Origin of the sequence: Nocardia sp. NPDC060255 (genome assembly GCF_042727395.1) — a bacterium.
Taxonomy (GTDB): Bacteria; Actinomycetota; Actinomycetes; order Mycobacteriales; family Mycobacteriaceae; genus Nocardia.
Map to the genome: position 1 here is coordinate 115,620 of NZ_JBHXAU010000011.1, position 11,985 is coordinate 127,604.

10 protein-coding genes and 4 tRNA genes are annotated in these 11,985 nt (G+C 66.6%); 8 read left to right on the top strand and 6 right to left on the bottom strand.

Annotated elements, in window-relative coordinates; translation table 11 throughout:
* Positions 1 to 75 precede the first annotated feature (75 nt).
* The 3 genes from ACFWF1_RS21300 to ACFWF1_RS21310 all read right to left on the bottom strand — a co-directional run bounded on the left by ACFWF1_RS21300 (position 76) and on the right by ACFWF1_RS21310 (position 2,222).
* Positions 76 to 1,047, bottom strand: coding sequence for an acyl-ACP desaturase (locus ACFWF1_RS21300; RefSeq protein ID WP_357379467.1), 972 nt, complete (start codon positions 1,045 to 1,047; stop codon positions 76 to 78).
* Positions 1,048 to 1,330: 283 nt separating this feature from the next.
* On the bottom strand, positions 1,331 to 1,924 hold the full coding sequence (locus ACFWF1_RS21305; protein WP_379282175.1) for a DUF937 domain-containing protein: 594 nt from the start codon (positions 1,922 to 1,924) through the stop codon (positions 1,331 to 1,333).
* Between the two features lie 225 nt (positions 1,925 to 2,149).
* Positions 2,150 to 2,222 (bottom strand) — tRNA-Lys (locus ACFWF1_RS21310).
* A gap of 861 nt (positions 2,223 to 3,083) precedes the next feature.
* Between ACFWF1_RS21310 and ACFWF1_RS21315 the strand changes: the two genes are divergently transcribed.
* The 7 genes from ACFWF1_RS21315 to ACFWF1_RS21345 all read left to right on the top strand — a co-directional run bounded on the left by ACFWF1_RS21315 (position 3,084) and on the right by ACFWF1_RS21345 (position 6,519).
* Positions 3,084 to 3,755, top strand: coding sequence for a TetR family transcriptional regulator (locus tag ACFWF1_RS21315; RefSeq protein WP_379282176.1), 672 nt, complete (start codon positions 3,084 to 3,086; stop codon positions 3,753 to 3,755).
* 95 nt (positions 3,756 to 3,850) lie between these two features.
* Positions 3,851 to 3,923 (top strand) — tRNA-Glu (locus tag ACFWF1_RS21320).
* Positions 3,924 to 3,951: 28 nt separating this feature from the next.
* Positions 3,952 to 4,025 (top strand) — tRNA-Asp (locus ACFWF1_RS21325).
* Between the two features lie 59 nt (positions 4,026 to 4,084).
* Positions 4,085 to 4,158, top strand: a tRNA-Phe gene (locus ACFWF1_RS21330).
* A gap of 416 nt (positions 4,159 to 4,574) precedes the next feature.
* Positions 4,575 to 5,255, top strand: a complete 681-nt coding sequence (locus ACFWF1_RS21335; protein WP_379282177.1) for a GAP family protein — start codon at positions 4,575 to 4,577, stop codon at positions 5,253 to 5,255.
* A 112-nt stretch (positions 5,256 to 5,367) separates the two neighbouring features.
* Positions 5,368 to 5,535 (top strand): hypothetical protein, encoded by a 168-nt coding sequence (locus tag ACFWF1_RS21340; protein WP_357379455.1) that lies wholly within the window; start codon positions 5,368 to 5,370, stop codon positions 5,533 to 5,535.
* A 282-nt stretch (positions 5,536 to 5,817) separates the two neighbouring features.
* Positions 5,818 to 6,519: a polyprenol monophosphomannose synthase gene (locus tag ACFWF1_RS21345; protein ID WP_379282334.1), complete on the top strand. Its 702-nt coding sequence runs from the start codon at positions 5,818 to 5,820 to the stop codon at positions 6,517 to 6,519.
* Between the two features lie 61 nt (positions 6,520 to 6,580).
* Here ACFWF1_RS21345 and ACFWF1_RS21350 read toward each other — a convergent pair whose 3' ends face one another.
* The 3 genes from ACFWF1_RS21350 to ACFWF1_RS21360 all read right to left on the bottom strand — a co-directional run bounded on the left by ACFWF1_RS21350 (position 6,581) and on the right by ACFWF1_RS21360 (position 11,042).
* Entirely contained in the window at positions 6,581 to 7,018 is a 438-nt protein-coding gene (locus ACFWF1_RS21350) for a DUF6069 family protein (RefSeq protein WP_379282178.1), read from the bottom strand.
* A gap of 143 nt (positions 7,019 to 7,161) precedes the next feature.
* Positions 7,162 to 8,583 carry an HAD-IB family hydrolase gene (locus tag ACFWF1_RS21355; RefSeq protein ID WP_379282180.1) on the bottom strand — a complete coding sequence of 474 codons (1,422 nt, stop codon included), beginning with the start codon at positions 8,581 to 8,583 and terminating at the stop codon, positions 7,162 to 7,164.
* Entirely contained in the window at positions 8,580 to 11,042 is a 2,463-nt protein-coding gene (locus ACFWF1_RS21360) for a glycerol-3-phosphate 1-O-acyltransferase (protein WP_379282181.1), read from the bottom strand. The genes ACFWF1_RS21355 and ACFWF1_RS21360 overlap by 4 nt, the downstream gene beginning before the upstream one ends.
* 133 nt (positions 11,043 to 11,175) lie before the next feature.
* Between ACFWF1_RS21360 and ACFWF1_RS21365 the strand changes: the two genes are divergently transcribed.
* Positions 11,176 to 11,940, top strand: coding sequence for a DUF2127 domain-containing protein (locus ACFWF1_RS21365; protein WP_379282182.1), 765 nt, complete (start codon positions 11,176 to 11,178; stop codon positions 11,938 to 11,940).
* Positions 11,941 to 11,985: the final 45 nt, after the last annotated feature.

An 11,985-nucleotide genomic window follows, 5' to 3' on the forward strand; every position in this document is an offset into this window, starting at 1 on the left:
TCGGCGTTAGCCGGACATACGCGAGCCGCCGCCCGGTAATCCGGGCGGCGGCTCGATGTCGATCGGGGCGCGAGCTCAGCTCGCGTTGCTGCTCGCCATCTGGCGTTCGGCCTTGGCGGCCTCGCGGGCGAGCATGCGGTCGCGCTGCTCTTCGAACTTCACGACGTCCTTGCCGAGCTTGTCGAGGTAGGCGGCGAGCCGCTCGCGGCAGGCCTCGCCGCGGCCGGTGAAGTCCTCGCGCTCGAAGATGCTCCACTTCTTGAGCACCGGCTGCACCACTTCTTCCATGTGCTGGCGCAGGTCGTAGATGCCGTGCTTGGCCATCAGCACGCCGTTGCGGCGGAAGTTGGGCATACCGGCGCCGGGCATCTGGAAGTTCTCCAGGATCAGCGTGATGGCCTCGATCGCCTGGTCCGGGGACAGGTCGAGCGCGGCGGCGCACATGTTGCGGTAGAAGATCATGTGCAGGTTCTCGTCCGCGGCGACGCGCTGGAGCATGCGGTCGGCGATCGGGTCGTCACAGACCTTGCCGGTGTTGCGGTGGCTGACGCGGGTGGCCAGCTCCTGGAAGGTCACGTACGCGACGGAGTGCAGGAAGCCGGCGTCGGCCTCGGTCGGCGACGCGAAGCCGTTGGTCATGTGGATCATCCGGGCCTCTTCGAGGGCGACCGGATCGACGCCGCGGGTGACCACCAGGTAGTCCCGCATCACGATGCCGTGCCGGTTCTCCTCGGCGGTCCAGCGACCGACCCAGGTGCCCCACGCGCCGTCCTGCGAGAAATTCTCGGCGATCTCGCGGTGGTAGGAGGGGAGATTGTCCTCGGTAAGCAGGTTGGTGACCATGGCGGCTTTCGCGACCTCGCTCAGCCGGGACTGTTCAGGATCCCAGTCGATGCCCCCGAGTGCGGCGAAATTGCGGCCTTCATCCCACGGGACGTAGTCGTGCGGATGCCATTCCTTTGCCAAGGAGAAGTGCCGGTTGACGTTTTCTGCGGCAACCGGCTCCAACTCCGTAAGAAGCTCGAGTTGAGTCAGATCCCTTGCCATGTATGAACCCTTCAGTCTGTGCGTCCGGTCGTGCAGGTCATCCCCCCAAGGTAGACCGATGCCGTGCGGCCATACCTTACGGCACCGTAGGTGTGATGCGAAACGCATCCGAATGCCTGTTGATGCCCCGTGATGCACGTCATACGCCGTCGTTGGCGTTCGGCGACCAGTGTCGAGTGTATTGCCTCGGCCCGCAGCTAGGGGTCTATCGCTACGGGCCGAGGAGTGTTAGCCCGGCGTGCTGTACTGCACACGCCGCGGCGAATTGCATAGGCCGCCCCGCTCAGCGCTTCCCGCCGAACAGGCCACCGAGCACGTTCCCCAGCGCGCCGCCGGCGTTCTTGGCCAGCGCCTCGCCGATCGCGCCGCCGATGCCGCCGCTCTTGCTGCTGCCGCCGAGCAGTCCGCCGAGCACATCGCCGATGCCGCCGTTGCCCGCCTGCGGCTGGGTCTGCGGCGCGGCGTTGCCGCCGCCACCGGTCAGCTGCTTGGCCAGGTAGGCGAGCACGATCGGCGCGAGGATGGGCATCAACTTGGCGATCAGGTCGTTGCCGCCGGTGCCCTCGGTCGCGCCGAGGGTGCTGATCACCGTGTTCTGCTCTGCGCCGAAGACGTTCTGCACGATCTTCGAGCCGTCCGCCACATCGACCTTGTCGATATCGACCTGACCCTCGCCCTCGACCAGGTCGCCGTGGTTGTCCAGCGCGCCGACCAGGGAGGCCGCGCCTTCCGGCTTGGTCGCGTTCGCCTGCAGCCCGCCGAGGAGAGTGGGCAGCGCCGCTTTGACCGCGTTCGTCGCGGTGCTCTCGTCGACGCCGAGCTTCGCGGCGATCTGGGAGATCGGTACCTGGGAGAGCAAATCATCGAAGGAAGTCATCAGCTCCGCCTTGTCGAGGGATGACCCGGGATCGCCCGTGTCGCGCTCACAGTAGGGGAATGCCCGGATGGAGTGTGGTCTTTCGAACCCGCGCGCCGAGGCGCGTTGTCAGTGTGGCCTCGCGCATCCGCGCTCGCAAGCACTCCCTGTCAACCTGACGGCGGAGCCCGCGACAGTCCTTGTGAAACGAGAGCGGGCGCCCGGTAGGACCGGGCGCCCGATGAGTGCCCCCAGTAGGGCTCGAACCTACGACCTGCGGATTAAAAGTCCGTAGCTCTACCAACTGAGCTATAGGGGCGCGGTGGGCCAGTGTAGTGGGCGCGGCCCGATGACCCAAATGGGGGAGCGGGACGTGTCGAGGAGCCGCGACGGCTCGGAGCGCGAGGGTCGGCGGATAGTGGCAATCTGACGCCGAGACTTGTTGTCGCGCCAAGTAACGCGGGATGTCTGGCACACGATCTTGCCGGTAAACATTTGGTACCCAACTTTGTTCATTGTGCCGAGAATTGGCTACCATCCAATCATGTTGGCTAGCAATGTCTTTGGATTTGCGGGGGGTGAGGGTCCTGAGCGCGGGTGTACCGGCGGGCGGGGTGAGCGGACAGGCATGCTGCCGCCGCCGGGTGTTCCGGGCGGCCGGTCTCCTCGGATGAACGTTGCTGGGACGCTGTCGAATTGGGAGAACGGGTATACGGCGAAGCTTGGTTGCGCAATGTTTGCTGTAACAGTAAACCGAGCCGGTCAGTTACCTGACTCGTCGGTTTGCCGCGTGTCGGATGGGGTTTCCGGGTACGGTGACGACTTGATGAATTCCGGAAGAATCGCCTACTCGTCCGGCGATTCGGAATTCGGCTTATCGTTGATGTGCCCGAACGTGTCGCGAGCGGTCCGGCCGATCGTGGCTTCCCTGAACACAACGCCGCAGGAGGCAGATCCGAGACGAAGAAATACCCGGGTGCGCACCCCCTGCGGCGCACCCGGGCAGGAAAACTATACCAGCTGGTGTGTTTCAGGTTTTTCGCAAGTTTTCGTACCGAAAGTTTGAAACTGGGCGAAAACCCGGTTTGAAGTATTGATAAAACTCATAACTTCGCGCCAAGGGCCCGTTCCTTTGGGGGTGGCTGTTTGGCGGCGAGTAGGCTTCGGAGGCGTTTCGAGCATGGCACGGCAGCAAGAGCGGGCCCGCCGGACACGTGCGGCGATTATCAGGTCCGCCGCCGTTGAGTTCGGGAAGAGCGGCTATGCCGCTGCATCGCTCAACCGCATATTGGAAGGGTCGCGTGCCACCAAGGGCGCCATGTACTTCCATTTCGATTCCAAGGAAGATCTAGCGCGCGCCGTACTGGAGACGGCGGTCGAACGCTATCGCGCATCGGCCGAGCGTTGGCTCGGCCGAACGGATCTCGGACCACTGGACATCATGCACGGCATGATCGACGAGATGGCATTACGGCTCGAACACGACATCATCGTGCAGGCCGAATACCGGTTGATCATCGAACCCGACTTCTATCGGGACGTGCAAACCGGTGGCGGACGAATACTCGGGCGGGCCACCCGCGCGCTCACCGTCCGCGCCATCGACCAAGGACAGCTGCGCCCCGACGCGGACGCCGACCGGTTCACCCGGACACTGACCGCCGCACTGGCCGGCCAGCGCTACATGGTCGACGCACACGCCACCGGCACAGGCATCGATCTGCGCGCCCGCTTCGAGGAAGCGCTCGAGGTGGTCGTCGAATCCATGTCCACCCCCGAGTGGGCCGAAAAGTTCCGCAACGACGGCTGGCGCACCCACGCACGCCTCGAAGAGCTCAGTTTGGGACTCTGAACAGCCGATTTGGGAATCGAGTCCGGTCTGTCATAAGCTAACCGGGCTCCCAACGGACAGCCGTTGAAGCCGGTTCCGGAGAAATCCGGAGGCGAGCCCCCTTCGTCTAGCGGCCTAGGACGCCGCCCTTTCAAGGCGGTAGCGCGGGTTCGAATCCCGTAGGGGGTACGGTCTTCGGACCGTTGGAAGCACGCAAGGCCCTGTGGCGCAGTTGGTTAGCGCGCCGCCCTGTCACGGCGGAGGTCGCGGGTTCGAGTCCCGTCAGGGTCGCAAAAGAGTCGCCGGAGCAATCCGGCGTTTCGCGTATGGCATTCAACTCGGGTGCCTGCGGCCAGGTAGCTCAGTTGGTACGAGCGTCCGCCTGAAAAGCGGAAGGTCGCCGGTTCGATCCCGGCCCTGGCCACTCGGAAGCGGGGAAGCCCTGCATGCAAAGAGCGCATGCTGGAGCTTCCTCGCCTTTTTTGTTTTGTGGGGTGCAACCCCACACCCGCCCGGCGGGCTTCGCCCCCGGACCCCTTTCTTTATGCGCAACCCCCTCGCTCCGTTCGGGACCCCCTCCTTGCATGCGACGGGGTGTCTCGTTGTGACTCCTCCTCGTGTGCAACCTCGGCGGCCTTGAGCCAGGCGACTGGAAAGCCCGGTTCGACAGCTACGTCGCAACCTTCGAACCCCTCGTCGGCCCCAATCCGGCCCTCCCACGGCCTGATCCGTCACGTCCCGATCGCGTTAGGAGCGTGTCGCCGGACCCGATGGGACGTCGGCTGGTCCGCGTTCGCGGCGGCCGTTCACCGGATAACGCTCCCGTAGGCTGGCCGGGTCATGGTGGCCCTTCTCCTAGCGCTCGCGGGTTTCGCGTTTCTGGATTCGTTGGATGTGCTGCTGGTGGGGATTACCACGGCGGTGGTGGCGGACAGTCGGATCGGGCGCCGGTCACCGGTGGCGGGTGGGGTGAGTTTTATCGCGGGGGTTTTCGCGGTTACCACTGCGTTCGGCATCGGTACGGTGCTCGGGCTGAACTTTCTTACCGGGCTGGTGGAGTTCGAACTCACGCCTGCGATGCGGTATTGGGGCGAGTTGGGGTTGGGCGTGGTGTTGATCGCGCTCAGTCGAATTCCGGTGACCGGGAAGGCCGAGCCGCCTGCGTGGGCCGCGGCGGTGCGGCGGCGGCCGTGGTTGTTCGGATTTGTCGGGATGGCGATCGGGCTCGTGCAGGCGCCGACGGCGGTGCCGTATCTGGCGGGGCTGGCGATGATCTCCGCGCAGGATCCGCTGCCGACGTTATGGCCGCTGATCGTGGTTGCCTATTGCGCGCTCGCGCTGTTGCCGCCGTTGCTGGTGCTGCTCCTCTCGCTGCGCCGGACCGCGAGGGCGCGGCGGGTCTATCGTGCGGTCGTGCGGATCCTCACTCGGTACGTGCCGCGCGCATTACGCGTCCTATTCGTGCTATTCGGCACAGTCCTGGTGGTCGATGCCCTCATCCACTTCCGCTTCCTCTGGTAATCCCTGCGTGTTGGGGCACGGCTGCGGCGAATCTCGAGTGGCGTGCGGCACGACCCGGCCGGTGATCTTGGAAATGGGGTTATGGGGGCGGGCGCGGTGGAATGCTGGGGGTATGGCTGAGCGCTGGTACTACTGCTTGAAGCACAAGCGGGCCGAGAAGGGCCGGCAGTGCTGGTTCCAGGATCGGATGGGGCCGTATCCGGATCAGGCGACCGCGGAACGGGCATTGGAGATCGTGAAGGCGCGCAATGCGCAGGCCGACGCGGGGGACGCGGATTGACGCGACGTTGACCGTGACCGGGTATTATCGCGCATGCTCTTGAGGGACAACTGATTTCGTACGAACATGGGTAACTCGTCGGGTACCGGCTGACTGATCCACCGCCTTGCCGCCGGTCGCCAGCGCTGCTAGAGCGCATCCTGAGTCTGGCCCGAGGCCCGGAGAGGCGGGGGAGTCAAGTACGGTTTCTTCGAACTCAGACGAATGCTCTGTGGTCCTGACGTGGGCTGCGAGCTGGACCAGGATCAGCAGGGAGGGCGACCCTTGAGGGTTACCGTTGTTGTGCCGACCTACAACGAGCGGGAGAATCTGCCGGTTGCGGTGGCGCGGCTCACCGCGCTGCCGGTGCCCGACCTGCACGTGCTGGTGGTCGACGACAGTTCGCCGGACGGCACCGGTGAGGTCGCCGACAAGCTGGCCGCTGAGCTGCCGAACGTGGTCGGTGTGCTGCACCGCACCGAGAAGGACGGCCTCGGGCGGGCCTACATCGCCGGGATCACCCGGGCGCTGGACGAAGGCGCCGATGTGGTGATCCAGATGGACGCCGACCTGTCGCACCCGGCCGAGGTGATTCCGGCCATGCTGGAGAAGCTGACGACCACCGACGCCGGCGTGGTGCTCGGCTCGCGCTATGTGCCGGGCGGCTCCACCGCCGACGAGTGGAAGTGGCACCGCAAGGCGCTGTCCGCGTGGGCCAACTTCTACGTGAACCTGATCCTGCGGCTCGGCGTGAAAGACGCCACGGCCGGGTTCAAGGCGTGGAAGGCGGACACGTTGCGCGCGATCGACGTCGCCTCGATCCGCAGCAACGGCTACTCGTTCCAGGTCGAGATGAACTACCGGACGGTCAAGCGGGGCATCGAGATCGCCGAGGTGCCGATCCGTTTCGAGGAGCGCACCCTTGGCGCGTCCAAGATGAGCCTGAAGGTACAGCTGGAATCGGCGCTGATGCCGTGGAAGCTGCTCTTCGGCCGCTCGGTCTAGTACAGACAGCAACAGGGCCCCATATCCGCAACGGATGTGGGGCCCTGCGTCGTTCGTGGGTTCAGTTGTCGGACAGTCCACGGCGCATCGCTTCCAGTCCGACGACGAGCGCCGGTACCAGCACCAGGTGCATCACAGATAGTGCGACCGTGGTCGTGGCGTCGAAGTCCGCGGAAACCGTCAGGCCGATGGTCGCCACGGCGAGTACGCCGCCGACGATCTGGGCGACCCGCAGCACGCCGGCCCACCGGTAGGAGATCAGCGCGGCCAGCGTCAGGCCGACGAGCAGTGGCACCGCGGACGAGGAGATCACCGTGCCCAGCCCGACCTGCGTGGTGGCACCGTTCTTGACGAACTCGAACGAGCCGCCCGCTGCCTCGCCGAGCTGCCAGACGACAAGGTTGACGGCGACGGCGACCGCGACGCTGCCGATGATCGCGATCGGGCGGTTGACGGCGGGGATCCGCAGGGTGGGTGTTGTGGTGTGGGCGATGGTCATGATGTTCTCCTCATCCGAAGCTGTGCTTGGCACTGAGAACAATCCTGAAACCTGAACAATTCTTGAGGTCAATTCGAGGCGGGTATGGCCTGTCTCACTCGGCGGCAACGGAATTCGGTGCGGCAAAGTGGGGTTCGCGCGGATCAGTCAGGCTTCGGCCAGTTCAACAACGTGTCCAGATACAGCTGACGCACCGCCGCTACCTTGTCGTCCATGTCGTTCGGATCCCAGGCGCTGACATCAATGGGGTCGAGAATCGCGACATCCACGGTGCCCGGGCGCGCGACCATCGAGTTGCGCCAGCAGATTTCGCCCGCATTGCGGATCACGATGGGGATGACCGGCACGCCCGCCTGGATGGCGATGTGGAACGCGCCCTTCTTGAACGGCCCGACCTCCGGGGTGTAGGAGCGGGTGCCCTCGGGGGCGACGGCGATCGACAGACCGCCGCGCAGCGTGTCGACCACCGGCGCGAGCGCGGCCTTGGCCTTGTCGGTGCTCGACCGATCGATGAAGGTCACGCCGACGAACCGCATCAGCGGGCCGAAGATCGGGTTCCGGGTCAGCTCCTTCTTCCCGATGCCGGTCACCCCGCCGTGCAGCACCTCCGGGACGATGATGATGTCGAACTGGCTCTGATGGTTGAAGAGGAACACCGCGGGCCGTGGTGCGCGCGCGTTCGCGGCGCCGGTCACCCGAACGTGCACGCCCGCGATACTCAATGTGTTCCCCGCCGCGTGTTCCAGCAGGCCGTCGGCCATCTGCCGGTGGTCCCTGGTCGGTGACTTGGCCGCGACACCGTAGAACGCGCCGCCGAGCAGTCCGGCGAATCCCGCTGTGGTGCGGGCGTAGTCGACCGGACGTGCGGCCTGGCGCGGCCGAAAGCGCAGCGTCGGCCAATCGCGTTCGGCGGCAACGGTGCTGAGCTGTGCGTCGGGATTCACCGCCACCGGATGGCCGACCAGCGACAGCAGCGGTAGATCGGCGGTGCTGTCGGCGTAGGCGTAGCTGCGCGCGAGATCGATGCCGTCGGCGGCGAATTCACGGACTGCCTCGGCCTTACCGTTGCGCCACAACGTTTTCCCGTCCGGGTAGCCGGTGAGGATGCCGTCCTGGGCCGCCATCGGGGTGGTGAGCACGTGCTCTATGCCGAGCTCGGCCGCCGCGGGCGCGACCTGGAAGCGGGTCAGCGAGCTGGTCAGCACCACCGTGTGCCCGGCGGCCTGATGCGTCCGGATCAGTTGCCACGCTTCGGGATACAGGTGCCCATAGACCTTGCGCCGGAAGAGTCGTTCGCCGAGCGCGTCCAGCTCGTCCTCGGTTTTGCCCGCGAGCACCTCGGTGAGCTGGTTCAGCAACCGCCCGTACTCGCCGTCGGTCGTGCCGTTGCGGATGCCGCGGCGCAGCACGTCCTCGGTGCTGCGCCGCCGGAACAGCCGCCGCAACGGGCCCTCTCGCGGGAATCCGTCGACGACGGTACCGCCGAAGTCGAAGACCGCGGCGACCTGCGCCCCCTGCGGCCCGGAGCGGATCGCGGCGAGCGCGCGATCGAGCTCGGCACTCACCGCGTCTCCCGATTGGATGGATCGAGCGCGGCCGCCTGCGAGATGCGGGCACCGATGGTGCGCAGCCGATCCGCGAATTCCACTCGGCGCTCGGTCAGGTCCGCCCTGCGCTTGGCCGAATCATGCGACACCCCTTCGAGCAGTCCGTAGTTGTCGGCGAGTTTCAGTGCGCTGGTGAACAATTCGGTGGAGACCGATTCCGGGCTGTGCAACCGCTGCTGCAGCATCATCTGCTTGCCGACCGCGACGCACTCGGCGATGAACTGCTTGCGGTCGAGCTCGGTCTCGGGATCGCGGGCGGCCAGCCGTTCGGCCACCACCAGCTGCGCATCGAAGAACGAGCGAAGCACGCGGTGCGCCATCATGAATCCGGAGCCGGTCAGCTCGGCCATCACCGCGGAGCCGAGCGTGTTGTCCCTGGTATGGCTGTGCCACTCGGGATCCAGCAGCAGCATCTCGGCCGTCATCTGTTCGGCGAACTCGGCCCGCTCAGGGAAAAAGAACTCGAACTTCAACAGGTCGCGCAGCTGGAACGCCTCGTCCCACCCGGTGGTCAGCTGGTCGGCGCCGTCGCTGTCCAGCGCGGCCAGGATGGACAGTTCGAGGATGGCGCGGTTGACGAACCAGTGCACCGCGCTGTTGCGGTAGAACGCGGCCTCGAGGTGCGCGCCCGCCTCGATCGAGTACACCGGCTCCAGCCCGCCCCGGTAGACGGTGACGACCTTGGCCAGCGAGAGTTGTTCCAGCACAACGGCAAGACCCTGATCGTCGTGCAGCGCGGCCAGCTCACCGTGCGGCAGGCCGCGCTTCTCGATATAGCCGAGCACCGGAGCGAGCACCGTGCGCACCTCGCCCAGGGTGAGGGCGCGCTCGTGCACGCCGAGCAGCGCGAGGGTGACCAGCGCGTTGACCGTCACCGGCGTGACCGCGTTGATGCCGACGGCGATCTCGAACGCCAACCGCTGCACGGCTTTACGTTCCAGCTCGGCGATATCGGGTGCGTCGGGCACACCCTGCCCGGTCTCGGTGAGCCCGGCGGGCGCCGGTTCGGTGCGGTGCAGCGGGATGGTCAGCGGCGGCGTGGTGAGCGGATCGCCGTGCGCCGCGAGCCGGTCGCGCGCCGACAGCGGTGCGCCGAACCGCACGTACACGTGCCCGGCCGAATGCTGTTGGCTCCGTACATAACGCGCGAGCCAGGCCAGCCCCTCCGGCTTCTTCTTGCCGCCGACCTGCTCGGTCGAGATCGCGCCGAGCTCGTTGAGCCGCTCGTAGGTGATCGACACCGGCACCAGCATGACGTCCTCGACCCGGTCCGCACGTACCGCCGCGGCAAGGTAATTCAGCAGTCCGTAGCGCGGCGGGCGCAGCTTGCCGGTGCGCGAACGACCGCCCTCGAAGTACCACTCCAGGTTGAATCGCTTGGCCAGCAGGTACGCGAAGTACTCCTCGACGACCGCCTTGTACACCTCGTCGTCGCCGAAACTGCGCCGGATGAACACGGTTCCGGTGCGCCGGGCGATCGGCCCCATCGGCCAGAAGCTGAGGTTCGCGCCGCCGATCACATGGTTCGGCGGGAAGTCGTTGCGGGCCAGCACATCACCGAGCACGAACGCGTCGACGTAGGAGCGATGCGAGGGCAGGAAGACCAGTGGGTAGCGCCGGTTGAGGTCGCGCAGCGCGGCCAGCCCCGAATCGTCGGAGTCCACCTTCCAGGTCGACGCGTGGATCGGCCGCATCGCCTGGGTGAACAGATCGGAGACCAATCTGCTTTGCGCGGCGACGAGTTCGTTCAACGCCTTCTCCGCGCGGCGGTACACCTCGTGCGGGCCGGCGCCGATCTGGTCGGCGATGAGCTCGAGCCTGCGCACGAAGTCGGGGGAGTCGAGGATCTCCTCGGCCACCAGCCGGGGCACCTTGTAGCGGTCGCCGATGATGGTGCGCTCGGCCCGCTCCAGCGCCACCACCGCGGCGCGCACGATGGCGCGGGCGAACGGCTCGGCCGTGCCCTTGGTGGCCAGCGCGGCGGCCTCCGGGTTGTTCGTACGCAATTCGCTGAGCAGCGCGGGCTGCCCGGCGAGCACCACGTGCCGGTTCGGCCGGCCGGCCAGCTTGCGCTGCGCCAGTCGATTCGGTTTGCGCGGGTTGGTCAGCAACGCCATGTCCGCGAAGGTGATCCGGCGGACGCCGTCGCGCTCCGGCGGCCGCCAGAGCACCCGCAGCGGTACCACGAGCGGATCGTCGTGCCTGCCGACCAGCCGGCCCGCCACCGCGCCGGCGTCCAGATCCAACTGGGTGATCGGCGCGTCGGTGCCGAATTCCTTGGCGATCCCGCCCTCGGTCAGCCAGGTGCCGATGAGTTCGCGCTCCACCGGGGAGGCCGCGTCGACCAGCGCCACCACCGATCCCGGTGCCGGCGCTCGCTCGGTATCCGCGGGCGTTGCGCCACGGTGCTCGATCATGACCTGAGTCCCTCCGACTGACGATCCCCCCATTGAATCCCCTCTGGCCCTTTCGGCGCAGGCACTCGGGCGTGCAAGTTGAACGCGCGGCCATGATCCCGCGTTCCGCCAGTCTGCGAATTACGCTGCGCATATGGATTGGGCCTTACGCGCGTGTGGCTGGCACGGCCACTACACCTACGCACCGGACGAGCCGGACCTGGCCGACCGGCTGCGTGTCGACACTGTGGCCGGGGTGGCCTGGCGCTGCCTGCGCTGCGGGACCTTCGTGCCCGGCGACCCGGTCGGGACCGGTCCGGCCGACCATGCGCCCGAGGTGCCGCGCGGGCGGCTGCTGCGGGATCGCTGGTTGATGCGGGCCCTGGCGATCGAGCGGTTGTTGCGCGGGTTGGTGCTGATCGGTGCGGCGTTCGGCGTGTTGAAGTTCCGGACGTCGCGGGAGACCATGCGGGCCGCGTTCGACCGGGATCTGCCGCTGCTGCGACCGCTGGCCGACCAACTCGGCTGGGATGTCGACCGATCGAAGATCGTGCACCTGGTGGAACAGGCGTTCTCGCTGTCGAATACGACGCTGCTGTGGGTCGCGGTCGGCATCTTCGTTTATGCGGGGCTGCAGGGGATCGAGGCACTCGGGCTGTGGCTGATGAAGCGCTGGGGCGAGTACTTCGCGGTCGTCGCGACGAGTCTGTTTCTGCCGCTGGAGATCTATGAGTTGACCGAGAAGGTGACCGTGCTGCGGATCGGCGCGCTGCTGGTCAACATTGCCGCGGTGGTCTGGCTGCTCTACTCGAAGCGGCTGTTCGGGCTGCGCGGTGGGGCCGCCGCGTACCACGCCGAACACAGCGCGGAGAGTTTGCTGAGCGTCGAGCGTTCGGCACTGGCGGTCCCGTCGAAGTGACCGTTCGCTGGTCGTCCGGTGTGGTTGCGGGCACAGTCTCCATTT

Bases quoted from the DNA above. Each gene is read 5' to 3' on its own strand.
- ACFWF1_RS21335 (WP_379282177.1), top strand. From the start codon at position 4,575: ATGGTGGCCCTTCTCCTAGCGCTCGCGGGTTTCGCGTTTCTGGATTCG.
- ACFWF1_RS21360 (WP_379282181.1), bottom strand. From the start codon at position 11,042: ATGATCGAGCACCGTGGCGCAACGCCCGCGGATACCGAGCGAGCGCCG.
- ACFWF1_RS21305 (WP_379282175.1), bottom strand. From the start codon at position 1,924: ATGACTTCCTTCGATGATTTGCTCTCCCAGGTACCGATCTCCCAGATC.
- ACFWF1_RS21315 (WP_379282176.1), top strand. From the start codon at position 3,084: ATGGCACGGCAGCAAGAGCGGGCCCGCCGGACACGTGCGGCGATTATC.
- ACFWF1_RS21300 (WP_357379467.1), bottom strand. From the start codon at position 1,047: ATGGCAAGGGATCTGACTCAACTCGAGCTTCTTACGGAGTTGGAGCCG.
- ACFWF1_RS21340 (WP_357379455.1), top strand. From the start codon at position 5,368: ATGGCTGAGCGCTGGTACTACTGCTTGAAGCACAAGCGGGCCGAGAAG.
- ACFWF1_RS21365 (WP_379282182.1), top strand. From the start codon at position 11,176: ATGGATTGGGCCTTACGCGCGTGTGGCTGGCACGGCCACTACACCTAC.
- ACFWF1_RS21350 (WP_379282178.1), bottom strand. From the start codon at position 7,018: ATGACCATCGCCCACACCACAACACCCACCCTGCGGATCCCCGCCGTC.